Consider the following 18,793-nt stretch of genomic DNA (forward strand, 5'->3'; position numbering starts at 1 on the left):
TTCAGGCGCCGTATCTCCACCGCGTCCACCGCCTCCTGCCTGATCTGACGCCCCGGCTTGTGACACCGCTTCTTCCAACCGTAAAGCGACTTGGTGCTGATCCCCAGCCGGGCGGCAACCCTCAAGAACCGAATAACCTCAATCAGCAACCACCAGGGCCGCGTCTCGTTCGAACTCTACCGTATAACGAACACCTGTCGACTTACTTAAACTCCTTGCTTCATTTTTTACCAAGCAAGGTGTCTAGAAATCTGGGGGCTACTCAAATCGAGACCTGTCTAATCGAGGTAGCGATAACGCGGGTATCTATCAAGTTAACCTGAAAGCTGAGGGCTCGCTGTATTATTGGCACGTGGAGGTCTCAGTGTTGCGTGACCATAGAATGACGCGACGTGGATCAGGAATCTTTGCGCACATACAGTGCTGGGTGGATTGGTGTTTCATGTTGGTGAAACTGGTGGAAAAGCCTCGCCACATTTTTGGCATCGTCGATTGCCGAATGATGCCGACCTTCAAACTCTAATCCGGTCAATTCCAACGCTTTCAAAAGGCCCACCTCTCTGCTCTTTTTGAGGTTCCGGCGCTGGAATAGCCGCTTGGCATTGCGGTGCTCTGGAAGTGGGAGTGCGAGCTTCCACCTTTCCGGGCCTGCATCAAGCGTAAGCTGCTTAAGGTCATATTTGCCCCATGAGTACCAGCAGTCAGGTTGAGCCGGGAGGGTTGCAAGCCACTCAGCCAACCGTGCGATTACATCCGGGAAGTTGGGGGCGCCTACAAGCATGTCAGCGGTGATGCCAATGACAGACGTGCAATAGGGTGATAGCTCCGTATATGTCGGTTTCACATAGGACTGGAAGGTGTCAATGATTGTGCCCTGATTGTTCAGCGCGACTACTCCAATCTCAATGGTTTCCATGTCCCGGTGAGTTTGTTCACGACCAAGAATATCCCTGTCAAAGCAGGTAGCCTCAAGGTCGATGCATAGGAATAGCTTCACGCGTTATCTCCCATCGGATATTCGCCAAGGGGATCAAACAGGATGTCCGGGCGTTTAACCATGCTGTCAGCTTGCTGTTGAAGGGCGATATTCCCCTGAAGCTCCTTAAGTGAGTTTCCAAGCTCAATGGCTTCACGCCAGTTGTTGGGCGTGTCGGCATGGATGAGCCCGACCTGCGCGCCGTCCGGCAGGATCAGTGTCATGCTGAGCGGTAGATGTTCGACATATTGCTCGCAGATGAATTGAACTTCTTCTTGCTCAGCAAAACTCAACTGATCAAACCAGCCGCCGCCATTTGCTCGCCAGAAGGATTTGTCCGACCGTGCGTTGACTGCGTTCAGCATCATCTCATCGTGGTTGCCAAGAATACTTGTGAACCACGGCTCCGAGAGCAGTTTGATGCATTCGTAACATCTGGTGCCGCGGTCGGTTAGATCCCCGAGACCAATCAGGGTGTCCTTGTTATGGTCGAATGCTACAGCACTCAGTTCACACATCAACTCATCGTAACAGCCATGCAGACCTCCACAGACGAACGTGCGGCCGTGACCAGTACGCCTCAGCACCTTATGGCTCGGATGAATGTAGGTGGGGAGTTTACGCATTCCGGGAAATATCCTGTGTCTATCAGTTTTTCGGTTGTCAGTTCCAGTGAGCGTATTCTGAGAGCAAGCCCATCAAAACCACCAACAGATGATAGCTTCCTTTTGCAGCCTGCTCATAGAGCCAGGCGATGAACTCCTTGTGGCATGTGCTCAGATAGTTCGAGGCAAACTTCCTTGGCGCACAGGGCTTGGCTGGTCTTACAGCAGGTGTGACGTCAGTGGGTGTCATGATCTGTTCCCTGGGTATGAATGCTAATGGAGGAAGGTGGTGTGCAGATACTTCTGCTCATCCGAATAGAGAGCCTTACAGACATCCTGTATGCCTTTGAGGCCGTGTGACAGCATATAGGCTAGGGGACTTTCAAGATCGAAAACCGGGTTCGGTGTGTTTAGCCAAATAGAAGTTTGTTCAGGGGAAGAGCTGGCCCCTTTCAACAGTCGGTTCAGCTCAACAAGGGCGGTCAACCTCACATATACATCGGGGGTCAATACCGTGAAGGCTTTTTGCTTCCACATTTGGAACTCAAACCGGTTCTGTAGTCCCGTCAGTTTAAACTGGTCATAGTCTTTCAACTGCCACTTGGTCATGATCGTGCAGGCCAGTTCGATCACGATCTTCTGACGAAATGGATCCGGCGGCAGAAGGCTTGCATGCGTCGAGGTTTGTTTGGTTGAGTTGTTCATGACTGCACTTCCTTGTCTGTCGTGGATGAGTTGGAGCCAAATTCGGCCTTCAGTAGCTGCTCGAATGCGGAGCCATCTCTGCGGGTAAGGTTTGGGACGTATCGGCTGTAGACTTCGAACAGCATTTTGGTGTTGCTGTGTCCCATCTGCCGAGCAATCCATTCGGGGTTCTCGCCGGCTGCCAGCCATAACGTTGCAGCCGTGTGGCGCGTTTGGTAGGGGCGTCTCTTTGCAAGGCCTAGAAGGTTTAGAATAGGGTACCAGACTTTTTTGGTGACATCATTGTGCCGTAGTGGTTGTCCGGCTGCGTTGCAGAACACATAGGTTTGTCCTCTTGTGGCCTTCTGCTGCTTAAGCATGGCTTGGTAGACCGGTTCGGACATATCAACAGTACGGTATGAACCGTCTGTTTTGGTTGGCACGATCTCTCGGTTCACGATGGCTTGCCGCACGAGGATCTGGCGTCTGTTCAGGTCAACAGCGTCCCAGGGTAGTCCATCGATCTCAGCGGTTCGCAGGCCAGCAAAAAAACGTACTGTGTAATAGGACTTAAAGTCCTTACGGATATGATCCAAAATTAGCCGCACCTGCTCCAAGGTGAAAGGTTCGACATCTGATCGGGGTACCTTGATGGGTTTGATGTTCCTATACGGGGTTTGAAAATTATAGCGGTCTGATGCCTCCGTCAGAATCTGCCGAACGGGCGTTAGGATATGGTTGATGCGTGACGGTGATAGTTTTCTGCCTTTTAATCCATTCTGCAGAACGAGGTCGCTCCGGAACGCTAAAATGTCTGCCTTGGTAATCGTATTCAACGGCTTACCTCCAAACGCGGGCAGCAAATATTTGTCCATCGTTTGCCGAATATTGGAGATGTAGCTGTTCCGCCATTCAGGCTGCTTCTCTAAAAACCATACTTCCGCAAATTCCTTGAAGGTGGGCATGCCGGATCGTGCACAGGCAGATCGACTTTCGCTGAGCTTGATCTTTTCTACCTGATTTGAGTTGGGAAAGTACCTGGCATATTCAAACGTGCCTAAAGTAATTTCTGCCTCAATTCGCCTCGCGATCTCTACTAGTTTCTTGCGATACTGGGGTTTGTCTGGCAATCGCGTATATTCTTTGCATCTGATCCCTTTGTATCGGAAGTCAATGAAAAGCTTCCCATTTTTTTCGTTTACAGTAGCCATGCCCAGTTCCTTACTGAATATTTGCAAGTAACGAGCTAACGGATGGCGACATTGCCATGTCTTTTTCAATTTTCTCCCAGATGTAGAGAATTTTGCGCCCTCCAAATGGACGGATGTAGTGAATACCTTCGAGCAGGACGCTATCTTTCAAGCAATTTCGGATGGTGCGGGGGTCGTATTTAATGCGTTCTGAAAGCTCAAATGTTGTTAGGTAGGTCATTTTCAAGTCCCTTTGCTGATCCACACTTTGTTATATATAAGTATAATTAAACATATTTAACTGTGATTTGGCAACAAGAAAAATTAAGCACGCTTAAGTTTATTTCCGTAGGCTTTGAAAAGTTGCCGTGTTACTTAATCAGTTAGAGATAGATGCGAGGCGGATATGATTCGGATATTGCTTAGGGAGCTGGTGGCGAAAAAGGAAATCGCTGAAAAGCGGAGGATTAGGCTGGATGAAATCGCCGAAGCAACGGGGATCAGTAAGACAACATTGTCTAAGATGCAGTCTGTGCACGACTACAATGCCAAAACCGAAAACCTAAATCGACTGTGTGCCTACTTCGATTGCAAGATCCAGGATTTGCTGGAATATATGCCTGATTCCTGAGGTGGTGGGCATACTTTCTTTTCGGAAGATTTCGGGTGGGTATTTAACGACGGTAAGCGCGTTGACATCTGAGAACAACCAGATCCCAGTGGTATCTTGTTTGTCCAATGCAGACTGCTTTTATTGAAAAATGTTGTGGCAATCTGGATAGCGATAAACGCATCCATGCGATGGCTATTATAGTTACTGAAGACTATTTTGCGTAGTAGGAGATTATACACAGCAATAGGGTAGGTCAGAACGGGTTAGAGTCGTGTAAACAGCTAGTGCTGTATATGCCTTGGTACCCATTTGGTCTCTTTGTGGTCCCTGAGGGGAAATTCCACGCTTGAAACTGTGAATAATAAAGCAGAAACCCTTTGTATCCATTTGGAAACAAAGGGTTTCTGAATGGTGCCCAGAAGAGGACTCGAACCTCCACGTCCATACGGACACTAGCACCTGAAGCTAGCGCGTCTACCAATTCCGCCATCTGGGCACGCTCGATTGGTCGGCGGGATTTACCGCGCGGCGGGGGCGGCTGTCAAGCACTCACACTCAAAAAATGCACGGGGCTTGTATTTATTTTTGCGCAGTCGTGCGTGGGGCCACGTAAAAAGCCCGGCCCGGGCGGCTGACGTTGCGGTACGCTCCGTCTCGGTTTACACTATAGCCTTGGCTGAATGTTTCTTTGCACACAGGAGGTTACCCCATGAAAACGCGTGTTGTTACGGTCTTTGGCGGTTCAGGTTTTATCGGGCGTTATGTGGTGGAAAAGCTGGCGGCGCGCGGCGATCTGGTGCGGGTCGCGGTGAGGCGACCGGGGGAGGCTTTTTTTCTCAAGCCGCTCGGGGACGTTGGGCAGGTGCAGCCCATTGCGGCGAATCTGAAAAACGAGGCTTCTGTGCGCCGTGCGGTTGCAGGTGCGGACTGTGTCATCAACCTTGTGGGCGTGCTTTATAACTCGGGTGGCCAGACCTTTGAGGCCTTGCAACACAAGGGTGCCGGGCTTGTGGCGCACGCGGCAGCGGACGCAGGCGTTCAAGGCCTTGTGCATATGTCAGCCCTTGGGGCCGAGCGCGCGTCAGCCAGCGACTATGCCCGCACCAAGGCATTGGGCGAAGAGGCGGTGCTTGAAGCTTTCCCGACGGCCACGATCTTTCGCCCCAGTGTGGTATTCGGGCCTGAAGACGGCTTTTTCAACCGTTTTGCGTCGCTTGCGGCCATGCTGCCGGTGCTGCCTGTGCCGGGGGCGGAGACCAAATTCCAGCCGGTTTATGTGCATGATGTGGCAGCAGCAATCGTGAAAGCCAGCCTTGGCGGAGAAGCGTTTGCGGGCAAAACCTTCTCCCTTGGTGGCCCGGAAGTGTTGAGCCTTCGCGCCTGCCTTGAGGCCATGATGCGCTACACGGGGGTGAAGCGGCCTATTGTGGGCGTGCCGTGGTGGATCGCAGATATGCAGGCGCTGTTTTTGGGTATGCTGCCAAACCCGCCGCTCACGCGGGATCAGGTCAAACTGTTGCGGGTGGATAATGTGGTGCCAGAAGGCGCGCCGGGCTTTGCCGCGTTTGGGATTACGCCATCACGAATTGAGGCCATACTGCCCAGCTATATGGTGCATCACAAACGCCACGGCCAGTTCAAGGCTTCCTGATCGCAGGATTAAATTAAGCCCATGCCGATAAGGGCAAAAAGCCCGAGGCCCAGAAGCACGCGGTAAGCCACAAAGATGGTCATGCTTGCGTGCTCCAGCCATTTCATCAGGAAATGAATAGCCGCGAGCGCCGCAAGGCACGAAAGGCTGGCGGCGAAACCGGCATGCACCCACAAGACCGGATCGTGGCTTTCGCTCATGTCTTTCATCAGAAACACCCCGGCGCCCAATATGGTGGGGATGGAAAGCAGCATGGAAAAACGCGCCGCATCTGTGCGGTTGAACCCGAGATAACGCGCGGCTGTCATGGTGATGCCCGCGCGGCTGGTGCCGGGAATGAGGGCCAGCACTTGCGCGAGCCCGATGATAAGGGCGGGCTTGACGGCCATGCGCTCAAGCGCCTTCTCCGTGCTGCCGCGACGGTCCGCTATATAAAGAAGAAGACCAAATACGATGGAGGTGGTGGCGATTATAGCTGCACCGCGCGTCAGGTCCGCCAGCCCGGAGACTTTAAACAGCACTCCGGCAGCAACGGTCGGCAGGGTGGCGATCACCAGCGCCCAGAAAAGCTTGCCATATATGGTGCCTTCCACGGCACGGCGGGCGGGCCCAACGCCCACGGCGCCCAGCCCCGCAAGAAACAGACCCTTGGTATCGTCCCGAAAGTATAACAGCACGGCTACGAGCGTGCCCACATGCACGGACACATCCATCAGAAGCCCCTGGTCCGGCCAGCCGGTGAGCACGGGCACCAATACAAGGTGGCCAGATGAGCTAATCGGCAGAAATTCAGTGATGCCCTGAACGATCGCCAGGACAAACAGATGCAAGGCTGTCACGTGTGGTTCTCCCCTTCACTCCCTGTGTTTGTCTTATATCAAGACTATTTTCTGCTGGCGAGGAAACATATAGTACCAATATTGTACTAATTTAGGCTTTTCAGACCCAAAAAGAATCGTTAGATTCAAGCAGCTTAGAAATAATAGGACAGCTTTATTGACTTATAGTATATTTTTTGCGTGAAATTCACGAAACTTGAACATATAATGCGCAACATCGGAATCGCGGACAGTAAAATTACTTGCAATCCTGGAGACCAACCGACGACCCCGACAAAGATTAAGAAGCCGCCCAAGGTTTCCTTTGTCATTCAGGGTCCGCCGCTATCTCTCTAGTGCTGACCACCGGCGATTTCGCACAATAAACTGTCAGACCAAGAAGGGTGCCCTATGGCCGACGATCTGTTGAAATTTGTTTCGATCGACCAAAAAATGCCGGACAAGCGTTCCGCCAAGGAACGCGCAGGTGATTTTGCGGAAGTTTACGCGCGCTACAATGTGGCTGGCGCGAAAGAGCAATCCAGCCGGTGTTCCCAGTGCGGGGTGCCGTTTTGCCAAATTCACTGTCCGCTTGGGAACAACATCCCCGATTGGTTGCGCCTCACCGCCGAAGGCCGCCTTCAGGAAGCGTATGAAATCTCATCCGCCACCAACAATATGCCCGAGATTTGTGGCCGCATCTGCCCGCAGGACCGCCTGTGCGAAGGCAATTGTGTGATCGAGAAGGATTTCAATTCCGTCACCATCGGCAGTGTGGAGAAATTCATCACAGACAATGCGTGGGATCAGGGCTGGATTGGCCCGATCAAACCAAGGCGTGAACTGAAAGAGAGTGTGGGTATTATTGGCGCGGGCCCTGCGGGGCTCGCGGCGGCTGAAGAGCTCCGCAAAGCGGGTTTTCAGGTGCATATTTATGACCGGCACGACCGCGCCGGCGGCCTCCTTATATATGGCATCCCCGGCTTCAAGCTGGAGAAAGACATTGTTGGCCGCCGCACAGGCAGGCTCGAACAATCCGGGATCACCTTCCATCTGGATTTTGAGGTGGGTAACAAGGAAGGGCTGAACGAGCTTCGCGAGAAACATGATGCGCTTCTGATTGCTACCGGCGTGTACCGCGCGCGGGGCCTTAAGGTGCCAGGCGTTGGCCTTGGAAATATCCGTGAGGCGCTTGATTATCTGATCGCGTCCAACAAAACAGGCCTTGGTGACAAGGTGCCTGAGTTTGAAAGCGGCGCACTTGACGCCAAAGGCAAGGACGTTGTGGTTATTGGTGGTGGTGACACCGCGATGGACTGCGTGCGCACTGCCGTGCGCCAGGGGGCAAAATCGGTGAAATGCCTTTATCGCCGTGACCGGGGCAATATGCCGGGTTCCGTCCGTGAAGTGCAAAACGCGGAAGAAGAGGGTGTTGAATTTGTCTGGCTCTCAGGGCCGGAGGCCTTTCTTGGCGATGAGAATGTGGAAGCTGTACGCGCTTATAAAATGCGCCTTGGCGCCCCGGATGCCACTGGCCGTCAGGCGCCTGAGCCTGTACCCGAATCAAGTTTTACGCTTGATTGTGATTTGGCTGTGCTGGCGCTTGGTTTTGAGCCCGAAGACTTGCCCGCCCTTTTTGGCGCGCCGGAGCTGCGCGTAACCCGCTGGGGCACCGTGACGGTGGATCATTCCACGATGATGAGCAATCTGGACGGTGTGTTCGCCGCAGGCGATATCGTGCGTGGTGCCTCACTTGTTGTGTGGGCCATTCGTGATGGCCGCGACGCTGCCACCCAAATCAAACAATATCTGCGCGAAAAAGCGCAAGTCGCCGCATAAAGAAGGGAACCCAAGGAAATGCAACAGTTCAGCGAGCATGTACCGGGCCCTGTAGGCCTTTATGATCCAGCGGAAGAGCGATCTTCCTGTGGTGTAGGCCTTGTGGCCGCCATGAACGGCAAACCGTCACGCCGCGTGGTGCTGATGGGGATTGAAGCGCTTAAGGCCATCTGGCACCGGGGTGCCGTGGATGCAGACGGTAAAACCGGTGACGGTGCGGGCATTCATGTGGAAATCCCGCAGGAGTTTTTCAAAGGGCACGTCCGCGCGACAGGCCATGAACCCGCGGAGGGCCGGCTGGCTGTTGGCATGGTGTTCCTGCCGCGTGTTGACCTGCCCGCACAGGAAACCTGTCGCACGATTGTGGAAAAAGAGATCCTCGCGTTTGGTTATACCATTTACGGCTGGCGCCAGGTGCCGGTTGATATCGATGTGATTGGTGAAAAAGCCGAGGCCACACGGCCTGAGATTGAGCAGATCATGATCGCCAACTCAAAGGGCGTGGACGAAGAAACGTTCGAGCGTGAACTGTACGTGGTTCGCCGCCGCATTGAGGCCGCCGTGATCAAGGCGCAAGTGGGTGATTTTTACATCTGCTCGCTGTCCTGCCGCTCGGTTATCTATAAGGGCCTCTTCCTCGCGGAGCAGCTCTCAACCTTTTATCCTGACCTGGAAGACGAGCGTTTCGTCTCTTCCTTCGCGGTGTATCACCAGCGGTATTCAACCAACACCTTCCCGCAGTGGTGGCTGGCTCAGCCTTTCCGTATGCTCGCCCATAACGGTGAGATCAATACGATCCGTGGGAACGTGAACTGGATGCGCAGCCACCAGATCCGCATGGCCTCTATTGCCTTTGGTGAAAATTCGGAAGACATCAAACCGGTGGTGCCCAAAGGCGCGTCAGACAGCGCCGCCCTTGACGCCGTGTTTGAGGTGATGGTGCGCGCGGGCCGGTCTGCGCCCATGGTGAAAACCATGCTGGTGCCGGAAGCATGGTCCAACAAGGACAGCATGCCCGAAGCACACCGCGCCATGTATGCCTATACCAACTCTGTGATGGAGCCGTGGGATGGCCCGGCCGCACTCGCGGCCACGGATGGCCGCTGGGTTGTGGCGGGGCTTGACCGGAACGGTCTACGCCCCATGCGTTTCACCGTTACGAACGACGGTTTCCTTGTTGTTGGCTCAGAGACAGGCATGGTTGTTGTGGATGAAGAAGACGTGCGTGAAAAAGGCAGGCTTGGGCCTGGCCAGATGATCGCGCTCGACCTTCAGGACGGACAGTTTTATCATGACCGGGAAATCAAGGATAAGCTCGCTGCATCGCAACCATTTGAAGAATGGGCGATGGATATTGGTGGTATCGATTCGCTGCCAGACTATCGTGGGCCTGAGATGCCAAGCTTTGCGGGTGATGACCTCAAGCGCCGCCAGATCGTGGCGGGTCTGAGCCATGAGGACCTGGAGCTTATCCTGCACCCGCAGGTAACAACGGGCAAGGAAGCCATTGGCTCCATGGGCGATGATACGCCGCTTGCGGTGCTCTCAAGCCAATACCGTAACCTGTCGCATTTCTTCCGGCAGAATTTCAGCCAGGTCACCAACCCGCCGATTGACAGCCTGCGCGAACACCGGGTGATGAGCCTGAAGACCCGTTTTGGCAACTTTGCCAACGTGCTTGATGAAGGCCACACCCAAGCTGGTTCTATCGTGCTCGACAGCCCGATCATCACCAACCGGGAATGGAACACACTGATCAAGCATTTTGGCGAATCGGCGCAGGTGATTGACTGTACCTTTGATGCAAAAGCAGGCAAAGGCGCGCTGCGCGTTGCCATCGACCGTATCCGCCGCGAAGCCGAAGACGCGGTGCGTGAGGGCCGGGGGCACCTGTTCCTGACGGATGAAAACATCAATGAAGACCGTGCGCCAGTGCCAATGATTTTGGCGGCGGGCGGCTTGCATACGCACCTTCTGAACGAAGGCCTGCGCACTTTCACAAGCCTGAACGTGCGTGCGAGCGAATGCCTTGACCCGCATTATTTTGCGGTGCTGATTGGCGCGGGCGCCACAACAGTGAACGCCTATCTGGCGCAGGACGCCATCTCGGACCGACATGCCAAAGGTCTTTTTGGTGACATGAGCCTTGATGAAGCCGTTGTTCGCGCGGCGGACGCCATTGATCAGGGTCTTCTCAAGATACTGTCCAAGATGGGGATCTCGATCATCTCCAGCTATCGGGGCGGTAACAACTTCGAGGCGCTCGGGCTCTCCCGTTCGTTGGTTGCTGAGTTTTTCCCCGGTATGCCGACCAAAATCTCCGGTATCGGCCTTTCCGGTATCCAGAAAAAGGTGCTTGAGCAGCATGCCAAGGCGTTTGAGGAAGACGCGCTTACACTGCCGATTGGGGGGCTGTACCGCTATCGCCGTGGCGGCGAAGTGCATGCTCACGATGGCCAGCTCATCCACCTGCTTCAAACCGCAGTTGGGCAAGACAACTATGCCAAATATCTCACCTACTCGCGCGGGCTTCATAACCTGCCGCCGGTGAACCTGAGGGACCTTCTTGACTTCCGTCGGCCAGAGAAAGCCATGCCGATTGACGAGGTGGAATCGATCACCCAGATACGTAAGCGTTTCATCACGCCCGGCATGTCGCTTGGTGCGCTCTCAAAAGAAGCGCACGAAACGCTTGCCATTGCCATGAACCGCATTGGCGCCAAGTCGGTCTCCGGCGAAGGCGGTGAGGACAAATCTCGCTACAAGCCTTATGAGAATGGTGATAATGCCAACAGCCCGATCAAGCAGGTCGCCTCCGGTCGTTTTGGGGTAACGGCAGAATATCTGAACGCGTGTGAAGAGCTTGAGATCAAGGTCGCGCAAGGCGCCAAACCGGGCGAAGGTGGCCAGCTACCGGGCTTCAAGGTCACGGAAATGATCGCGAAGCTCAGGCATTCCACGCCGGGTGTGACGCTGATCTCCCCGCCGCCGCACCATGATATCTATTCAATCGAAGACCTCGCCCAGCTGATTTATGACCTGAAGCAGATCAACCCGCGCGCCAAAGTATGCGTGAAGTTGGTGTCTTCAGCGGGCATTGGCACAATCGCCGCAGGTGTCGCGAAGGCGCACGCGGATGTCATTCTGGTGTCCGGCCATTCAGGCGGCACGGGTGCCAGCCCGCAAACCAGCATCAAATACGCTGGTACGCCATGGGAAATTGGCCTCGCGGAAGTTAATCAGGTGCTGATGCTCAACGGCCTTCGTCACCGCGTGACGCTGCGCACAGACGGCGGCATTCGCACCGGCCGTGATGTTGTTATCGCCGCTATGCTGGGGGCGGAAGAATACGGTGTTGGTACGGCATCCCTTGTGGCCATGGGCTGCATCATGGTGCGTCAGTGTCACTCTAATACCTGCCCGGTTGGAATTTGCACACAGGATGAAGACTTGCGTAAAAAATTCGACGGTTCGGCGGAGAAGGTGGTCAATCTGTTCAGCTTTATCGCTGAGGAAACCCGTGAGATTCTCGCGGAACTGGGTGTGGAACGGCTCGACGATATCATCGGCCGCACAGATCTGTTGCATCAGGTCAGCCGCGGTGCGGAACACCTTGATGACCTCGACCTCAACCCGCTTCTGGTACAGGTGGGCGGCCGCAATAGACGTTCTGTGTGTACGCTTGAAGGCCGCAACGAAGTGCCGGACAGTCTGGACGCACAGATGCTTGAAGATGCCAAGGCTGTTTTCTCCAAAGGTGAGAAAATGCAGCTGACATACTCGGTGCAGAACACGCTCCGTGCTATCGGCACGCGCTTCTCAAGCGAGATCACACGCACCTTTGGCATGAGCGGGTTGAAGCCAGACCATGTGACAGTGCGGCTTCGGGGCTCTGCCGGGCAATCGCTCGGGGCCTTTGCGGTGCAGGGGCTGAAGCTTGAGGTGGCTGGTGACGCGAACGACTATGTTGGCAAAGGCCTCTCGGGCGGCACGATTGTGGTGCGGCCATCAAACCGGGCGTCTTTCAACTCCAAGGACAATACCATCATCGGCAACACGGTGCTTTATGGTGCCACGGCGGGCAAGCTTTATGCTGCAGGCCAGGCGGGTGAGCGCTTTGCGGTCAGAAACTCAGGCGCCAATGTGGTGGTTGAAGGCTGCGGCGCAAATGGTTGCGAATATATGACCGGCGGCACAGCCGTGATCCTCGGCGCTGTTGGGGACAACTTTGGCGCGGGCATGACCGGCGGCATGGCCTTTGTACTGGATGAACAAGGCACGTTTGAAGAGCATGTGAATGACGATTCGGTGCTTTATAACCGGCTCTCAAGCGCGCATTGGGAAGGTGTGCTGAAGGCTCTTATTGAAGAACATGTTGAAGAAACGCACTCCCGCTGGGGCGCGACAGTGCTCTCGAACTGGGAGGCCAAGCGCGGCAGTTTCTGGCAGGTTGTGCCGAAGGAAATGATCGACAGGCTCGCTCATCCTGTAAGCGACGAACAGGCAGGCGAAAAACTCACAGCGTAATTGTTGGCAGAAAGTATTTTTCCCATTTGGCGGCCCCCGCATTCTCGGTTAAGAAGGGGGCTGTCATGCCTACGCTTTATCATCATTGGCTCAGTCCCGCCGCTCGTTTCATACGCGTGCTTCTTGCCGAGAAGCGCGTCGATTTTGATATGCGACTGGAGAAAGAGTGGGAACGCAGACCCGCATTCCTTGCCCTTAATCCGGCAGGCGAAGTGCCTGTGCTGGTGATGGATGATGGCCATGCTTACTCTGGCACCATGGCAATCGCGGAGTATCTGGAAGAAGTGATCCCTGAGCCGCCGCTTCTGATTGGCGATGCTGACACACGGTACGAAATTCGCCGCCTTGCGGGCTGGTTTCATTCAAAGCTGGGCACGGAAGTAACCCGCCACACGGTGTCGGAAAAGCTGCTCAAACGTTTCCTTGGCATGGGGGAGCCTGATTCTGAAGCTATCCGGTGCGCGTCCCATAACCTCAAGGTTCACCTTAAATACATCACCTATCTGGCCGAACGCCGCCACTATCTGGCGGGCAACCAGTTTACCATGGCTGATGCCGCTGCCGCCGCGCATATCTCGGTGGTGGATTATTTTGGCGATATCGCGTGGGAACAGTGGCCGATGGTCAAGGACTGGTACGTGCGGGTGAAGTCGCGCCGGTCGATCCGGGCGCTGCTGGCTGACCGCATCACCGGCCTTACCCCGCCAAAACACTATCAGGAACTGGATTTCTGAATGGGCACGCCCGGCGATATCCGCGCCGAGCTTGAAGCCAAAGCATCTGAGCTCGGGTTCGATACTTTCGGGGTTACCACGGCGGTAACATCATCTGAAGTAGCGGCTCGCCTGCGTGAGTTTGTGTCACTGGACCGGCACGGCACCATGGCGTGGATGGCGGAGCGCCTTCATCACCGGGAAGGCCCGCAAAACCTATGGCCGGAGGCGCGCTCCGCGATCATGCTGGGTGTAAACTACGGCCCCAGGGAAGACCCGCGTGCGCTGCTTGATGCACCGTCATTTGGCAATATTTCTGTTTACGCGCGGGGCAAGGACTATCACGACCTGATAAAAAAACGCCTGAAGGCTTTTGCCCGCTGGATTGTGGAAAGCTATGGCTGCGAACTGAAGGTTTTTGTGGACACGGCACCTGTGCCTGAAAAACCGCTGTCTGCCGCGGCGGGGCTTGGCTGGCAGGGCAAACATACCAACATGGTCAGCCCCGCATTTGGTAGCTGGCTGTTCCTCGGTGCTATCTACACAAACATGGCCCTGGCGGAAGACCAGCCGCACAGGGACCAGTGTGGCTCATGCCGGGCGTGCCTTGATGCCTGCCCGACGGATGCTTTCCCCGCCCCTTACCAGCTGGATGCGCGGCGCTGCATTTCTTACCTCACCATTGAGCACAAAGGCCCCATCGATGATGAATTTCGCCGGGCGATGGGCAACCGCATCTATGGTTGCGATGACTGTCTGGCCGCCTGCCCCTGGAATAAATTCGCCAAAGCAAGCCATGAGGCCGCCTTTCATGCACGGGCAGAACTGGGGGCGCCTGCGCTTGCAGACCTTGTCTCCCTTGATGATGCGTCGTTTCGGGAGGTGTTCTCCGGCAGCCCGATAAAACGCATTGGCCGCGACCGGTTTGTGCGCAATGTGCTCTACGCCATCGGTAACTCGGGCGACAATAGCCACTTGCCAGCGGTGAAAAAACTCTGCCAAGATGAAAGCGATGTGGTCAGGGATGCCGCATCTTGGGCGCTTCGTGAACTTGGGGAAGGGTGATGCGAATGCTGAATTGGCGAACAGGATTTCTGGCCGTGCTGTTGATCGCGGCGGCGTGGTTCTCGATCAAAATACCGGATGTGCCAGCCCGTGTGGTGACGGCAGAGGTGGTCTCGCTAGAGGACGGTGAAGGCGGCTGGCGAACGATTACCGTGCGTTTTGATGATGGCCGAATACAGGCGATCGAGACACTCGCGCCATTTTTCTATCGGCCCGGGTACAAGGTGAAGGTTGCGGTGTATGATCGCCTTTTGTTGCCGGACCATTATGATCTGGTCAGCGATAGCAAGGCTCAGTCCTTGTCTTGAAGGAACATGATCGGGGTGGGGGCAGGCTCTGCGTGCCCTTCCCGGATCGCACCCCATTTGCCGTACTTGGGCCACTGACTGGCCGCGACATACAGGATACCGCGCGGTGTGCTGACACCAAGTGTAGGCTCAAACCAGCCTTCCAGCTCTTGTGCGATGACCGTGACACCAGAGATGGCTTTCCCGTCAAAGCTAACCTCAACAATGCGCTGCGGGTTCACGCCGTTCTGAATGGCAACCAGTTTGCCCTTGTGGGCGATCAGCCCATCAATGCCCAGAAGCGTGGTGTTTGCAGGTACGTCCATCAAAGTAATGCCGCCGGTTTCCTCATCCAACAACCATAACCCGCGTCCGTAATCTGCCAGCACGAGACCTATACCGGGAAGCTTGGCAATACCCTGTGGGCTCATGAAGCCGTCATGGCTAAAGGCGAGATCAAGGCCTTCGCCCACAACCCGCCAGACCTTTTTGCCCCCGGCGTCGCTCAGGTAGATGGTGCCATCATCAGTGACAGTAAGGTCAGCGATTTGTTGGTTCGAGGTGCCACCGGGCAGCACCCAGGTAAACAGTACATCACCGGTTTTTGGGTCAATTTTTGCAAGGCCGGTTTGGCCTTCGTCCCCTTCATGCCCCGGCGTTTGTTCAATACGGGCGAAGGTCGCATAAAGCGCACCCTCATGCATCATTATGGCGAAAAAGCTGCCAAACTCATGTTGTTTGGCATCCACCAGAAGTGTCGCTTTGCCCCGCTCCACCCGGTAGATGCCGCCAGAGACAACAGTGGCCGCATATAGTGTATCGTCTTCACCAAGCGCGATGCCTTCTACAAGCTCAAGGTCAGCGGGCAGTGCCGCTTCAATCCATGGAAAGCTCACTGGCGTAGTGTTTTTTTCAAAGGCCGCTTCAAGGGTACGCCAGGCATTCGGTGTGATCGCCTGTTTGATTTTGTCACGAATTGCCGCGCCCGGCACAAGGCCAAGGGCCGCATATTCTTTGGCTGCTTCAACCGCGCGGCTACCATCGCCTGTTGCTGCGGCCAGATAGGCCACATTCGCTAGCAGAAGAGCGTGGCCGGGCCGATGGCGCAAGGCCTCTTCCATTGCCAGAAGGGCCGCAGGCAGATCATTTGCCTGGAACGCCTCCGTCGCTTTGGTTCGTGCCGCCTGGCTGGCTTCAAAAGCCTCTTCGTCTTCCGCAAAGGCAAAAGTTGGTAGGGCTGTCCCCATGGTGAGGGAAAGCAAGGTGGATGCGAGCGCTGCGCGGATAAACCTTTTGTTCATGCCCTCATATTATAATCAGTTTCCATCCGCGCAATTAAAATTGGATGATTGAACCCGTGCTAAACGTATTGAGTAGTACTAAGGCATCGAAAGAGACCAGGTCGATGGACGCATCAGACTATCTTGCCAAGACGTATGAGCTCAAGAGCCTGACGTCAAACGGGGCGACAGATAAAGCGCTCGCGCAGTTTTCGCAAATCACCGGGCTTTGGGAACCATCCCTTGAGAAAGGCAATATCCCCCGTCGGGTGGACCTGTTATTTCAGGGATTTGTTGGTTGGCACGCCCGTATGATTATGTCGCGCCTTCCGGTTTGTGGGGATCTGGAGTTTCGTATTATCGGCAATGATATCGCGGATATGTTTGGCCATACCCTGCAAACGGGAGACCGTTTCTCAAGTTTGCCTCACGTCGCGTTTGAAGATTATGCGGAGTATTTTAAGGCAATCAAGTCGGGGGGAACTTACGGTCGGTATTCCGGCATCATCCCGTTCGAGGGGCGTGCGCACCGCACATTTGATGTGCTTGACCTGCCTGCGGCAGATGAGGAAGGCAATCTCGCCTTCCTCTATAGTTTTTTCCTGATGGGTCCGCGTCGTCGGCGAGCTTAAGCTGACTTACGACGTGGTGGCTGCGAACCAGCCGTTTTTGCGCGCATTGGCTTACCACCAGTTTTAGCGACAAATTTGCCAGCGCCGAACTTTTTACCAGCAGGCTTTTTGCCTTCAGTGCGTTTTGCAAACGGCTTGCCGCCTTCAGCACGCTTGCCAGCAGGCTTGCGGTCGTCAGCACGGTCTGAACGTGGGCCAGAGAATTTTTTGCCCTCAAACTTCTTGCCTTCGAACTTTTTACCCTCTGGCTTGCGGCCCTCGGTACGTGGGCCATCGTTCTTGCGGAAATCGCCACGTTTACCTTCGCTACGGTTTTCACTGCGGCCTTCGGAACGATTCTCGGAACGGCCTTCAAAGCGACCTTCCTTGCGACCCTCAAAACGGTCATCCTTGCGGCCTTCGAAGCGTACATTATCGCGGCCATCACGGCGCTTGCCGCCGGTACGGCCTTTGCCCTCTGTGTCTTCACGCTCTGGGCGCCAGCCACCATCAGCCGATTTTGCACGGAAAGGTTTTTTCGCACCAAACGGCTTTTTGGCGCCGTAAGGTTTCTTGTCACCGAACGGGCGCTTACCGCCTTTGTGTGCAAACGGACGCCCGCCAACACTACCTTTGTTGTTATAGGCTGCTTTAAGCGGGAACGGGTGACCCTCTTCCACTTCAATATCAAGCTTGATCAGGCGCTCAATGGCACGAAGCAAGTTGAACTCGCTTTTGCTGCAAAGAGTATAAGCCTCGCCGGAAGCACCACCGCGAGCCGTACGGCCGATACGGTGTACATAGCTTTCAGCTTCCACAGGCACGTCGATATTGAAGACATGGCCGATGTCTTTCACGTCGATGCCGCGTGCCGCAACATCTGTGGCAACAAGGAAGTCTGTACGGCCGGTCTTGAAGCCACGGATGATGCGTTCACGCATGCGCTGTTGTTTGTCACCGTGGATCGAATCGGTGTTGAAACCTGTGTCCGCCAGAAAGTCGCTCAGCTCATCGGCTTCACGCTTGGTGCGTACAAAGATCAGCGACTTGGTTACATTCTTGGTTTTGATGAGGTGCAGCAGCAGGTCATATTTCTTGTCGTAAGGAACAAACAGAACCTTATGCGCAAGATTGTCTGCAACAGTTGATTCGCGCGAGACTTCAATGTGCTCAGGCTCATTGAGGAGCGTGCCCGCGAGGCTGCGAATACCATGGTTCATGGTAGCAGAGAACATCACCGACTGGTGGCTGTTCATCATCTTGCCAGCAATCTGGCGCACATCGTCCACAAACCCCATGTCGAGCATGCGGTCAGCTTCATCAAGCACAAAATACTCGGCTTCATCGAGGTAGATGTTGCCTTGTTTCATGTGGTCCATCAGGCGGCCGGGGGTTGCCACAAGGATATCCACGCCGCGGCGCAGGATATGAATTTGTGTGCGGTATGGCGCGCCACCGAAGATGGTGCAATTTTTAAGCGGGGTGTGGCGGGAAAGCTCGCGCACGGTTTCAGAGATCTGCAGGGCCAGCTCACGGGTTGGCGCGAGAATAAGGGCGCGCGGCATGCCGGGCTTTGGCTTGTCACCAAAGGTCATGAGCTTTTCAATCATCGGCAATACAAAGGCTGCGGTTTTACCGCCGCCTGTTTGCGCGATGCCGATCACATCCTTGCCGTTCAAAAGGGCTGGAATTGTTGCAGCTTGAATTTCGGTCGTCGTGGTAAAACCCTGTTCTTCGACAGCGCGAAGCACAGGTGCGCTCAAAGCGAGCGTACTGAAGTCGGTCATTTCTATCCTAGCGTCGGTTAAGGCCCTGGTACAAAGTTTGTGCAGACCGGGGCGTTTCTCAATACTGGCGGGAACGCCTTTTCCTTAACCGGTAGCTTTGCCATCTGAGTGGCAGCGGTGGGTTTTGTGCGACTTCGCACGGGAAAC

The 18,793-nt window shown here is 54.9% G+C and carries 17 protein-coding genes and 1 tRNA gene; 8 read left to right on the top strand and 10 right to left on the bottom strand.

Annotated features, from left to right (window positions below):
• Positions 1-397 precede the first annotated feature (397 nt).
• From ACOOGA_RS10655 to ACOOGA_RS10680, 6 genes are read right to left on the bottom strand one after another with little or no spacing between them, the layout of a single operon-like run.
• On the bottom strand, positions 398-997 hold the full coding sequence (locus ACOOGA_RS10655) for an exonuclease domain-containing protein (protein ID WP_420428684.1): 600 nt from the start codon (positions 995-997) through the stop codon (positions 398-400).
• The gene (locus ACOOGA_RS10660) at positions 994-1,602 is read right to left on the bottom strand and encodes a metallophosphoesterase (RefSeq protein WP_420428686.1); all 609 of its coding nucleotides are present in this window, start codon (positions 1,600-1,602) and stop codon (positions 994-996) included. The genes ACOOGA_RS10655 and ACOOGA_RS10660 overlap by 4 nt, the downstream gene beginning before the upstream one ends.
• A gap of 37 nt (positions 1,603-1,639) precedes the next feature.
• Entirely contained in the window at positions 1,640-1,831 is a 192-nt protein-coding gene (locus ACOOGA_RS10665; RefSeq protein ID WP_420428688.1) for a hypothetical protein, read from the bottom strand.
• 23 nt (positions 1,832-1,854) lie between these two features.
• Entirely contained in the window at positions 1,855-2,286 is a 432-nt protein-coding gene (locus tag ACOOGA_RS10670; protein WP_420428690.1) for an antitoxin Xre/MbcA/ParS toxin-binding domain-containing protein, read from the bottom strand.
• Positions 2,283-3,482, bottom strand: coding sequence for an Arm DNA-binding domain-containing protein (locus tag ACOOGA_RS10675; protein WP_420430667.1), 1,200 nt, complete (start codon positions 3,480-3,482; stop codon positions 2,283-2,285). Before ACOOGA_RS10675 ends, ACOOGA_RS10670 begins: the two co-directional genes overlap by 4 nt.
• Before the next feature lie 4 nt (positions 3,483-3,486).
• Positions 3,487-3,696 carry a hypothetical protein gene (locus ACOOGA_RS10680; RefSeq protein ID WP_420428692.1) on the bottom strand — a complete coding sequence of 70 codons (210 nt, stop codon included), beginning with the start codon at positions 3,694-3,696 and terminating at the stop codon, positions 3,487-3,489.
• Between the two features lie 165 nt (positions 3,697-3,861).
• Between ACOOGA_RS10680 and ACOOGA_RS10685 the strand changes: the two genes are divergently transcribed.
• Positions 3,862-4,086 carry a helix-turn-helix domain-containing protein gene (locus ACOOGA_RS10685; RefSeq protein WP_420428694.1) on the top strand — a complete coding sequence of 75 codons (225 nt, stop codon included), beginning with the start codon at positions 3,862-3,864 and terminating at the stop codon, positions 4,084-4,086.
• 391 nt (positions 4,087-4,477) lie between these two features.
• On the opposite strand, the gene ACOOGA_RS10690 is transcribed toward ACOOGA_RS10685, so the two are convergent.
• Positions 4,478-4,564, bottom strand: a tRNA-Leu gene (locus ACOOGA_RS10690).
• Positions 4,565-4,777: 213 nt separating this feature from the next.
• On the opposite strand from ACOOGA_RS10690, the gene ACOOGA_RS10695 reads away from it, so the two are divergent.
• Positions 4,778-5,719: a complex I NDUFA9 subunit family protein gene (locus ACOOGA_RS10695; RefSeq protein WP_417459495.1), complete on the top strand. Its 942-nt coding sequence runs from the start codon at positions 4,778-4,780 to the stop codon at positions 5,717-5,719.
• An 8-nt stretch (positions 5,720-5,727) separates the two neighbouring features.
• Here the strand turns inward: ACOOGA_RS10695 and ACOOGA_RS10700 are convergent, their stop codons facing one another.
• Positions 5,728-6,558, bottom strand: a complete 831-nt coding sequence (locus ACOOGA_RS10700; RefSeq protein ID WP_417459496.1) for an undecaprenyl-diphosphate phosphatase — start codon at positions 6,556-6,558, stop codon at positions 5,728-5,730.
• Positions 6,559-6,948: 390 nt separating this feature from the next.
• Between ACOOGA_RS10700 and ACOOGA_RS10705 the strand changes: the two genes are divergently transcribed.
• The 5 genes from ACOOGA_RS10705 to ACOOGA_RS10725 all read left to right on the top strand — a co-directional run bounded on the left by ACOOGA_RS10705 (position 6,949) and on the right by ACOOGA_RS10725 (position 14,989).
• Positions 6,949-8,376: an NAD(P)-dependent oxidoreductase gene (locus ACOOGA_RS10705; protein WP_417459497.1), complete on the top strand. Its 1,428-nt coding sequence runs from the start codon at positions 6,949-6,951 to the stop codon at positions 8,374-8,376.
• Between the two features lie 18 nt (positions 8,377-8,394).
• Positions 8,395-12,903 carry a glutamate synthase large subunit gene (gene gltB, locus ACOOGA_RS10710; protein ID WP_417459498.1) on the top strand — a complete coding sequence of 1,503 codons (4,509 nt, stop codon included), beginning with the start codon at positions 8,395-8,397 and terminating at the stop codon, positions 12,901-12,903.
• A gap of 65 nt (positions 12,904-12,968) precedes the next feature.
• Complete coding sequence (locus ACOOGA_RS10715; RefSeq protein WP_417459499.1) at positions 12,969-13,637, top strand: glutathione S-transferase family protein; 669 nt, start codon at positions 12,969-12,971, stop codon at positions 13,635-13,637.
• Positions 13,638-14,681, top strand: coding sequence for a tRNA epoxyqueuosine(34) reductase QueG (gene queG, locus ACOOGA_RS10720; RefSeq protein WP_417459500.1), 1,044 nt, complete (start codon positions 13,638-13,640; stop codon positions 14,679-14,681).
• Positions 14,681-14,989, top strand: coding sequence for a hypothetical protein (locus ACOOGA_RS10725; RefSeq protein WP_417459501.1), 309 nt, complete (start codon positions 14,681-14,683; stop codon positions 14,987-14,989). Before queG ends, ACOOGA_RS10725 begins: the two co-directional genes overlap by 1 nt.
• Here ACOOGA_RS10725 and ACOOGA_RS10730 read toward each other — a convergent pair.
• A complete protein-coding gene (locus ACOOGA_RS10730) occupies positions 14,974-16,269 on the bottom strand; it encodes a hypothetical protein (RefSeq protein WP_417459502.1) in 1,296 nt (431 codons plus the stop codon). The genes ACOOGA_RS10725 and ACOOGA_RS10730 overlap by 16 nt on opposite strands.
• 104 nt (positions 16,270-16,373) lie before the next feature.
• On the opposite strand from ACOOGA_RS10730, the gene ACOOGA_RS10735 reads away from it, so the two are divergent.
• Positions 16,374-16,880 (top strand): hypothetical protein, encoded by a 507-nt coding sequence (locus ACOOGA_RS10735; RefSeq protein ID WP_417459503.1) that lies wholly within the window; start codon positions 16,374-16,376, stop codon positions 16,878-16,880.
• On the opposite strand, the gene ACOOGA_RS10740 is transcribed toward ACOOGA_RS10735, so the two are convergent.
• Positions 16,877-18,646 carry a DEAD/DEAH box helicase gene (locus ACOOGA_RS10740; RefSeq protein ID WP_417459504.1) on the bottom strand — a complete coding sequence of 590 codons (1,770 nt, stop codon included), beginning with the start codon at positions 18,644-18,646 and terminating at the stop codon, positions 16,877-16,879. The genes ACOOGA_RS10735 and ACOOGA_RS10740 overlap by 4 nt on opposite strands.
• Positions 18,647-18,793: the final 147 nt, after the last annotated feature.

Origin of the sequence: Kordiimonas sp., from assembly GCF_965216265.1 — a bacterium.
GTDB lineage: Bacteria > Pseudomonadota > Alphaproteobacteria > Sphingomonadales > Kordiimonadaceae > Kordiimonas.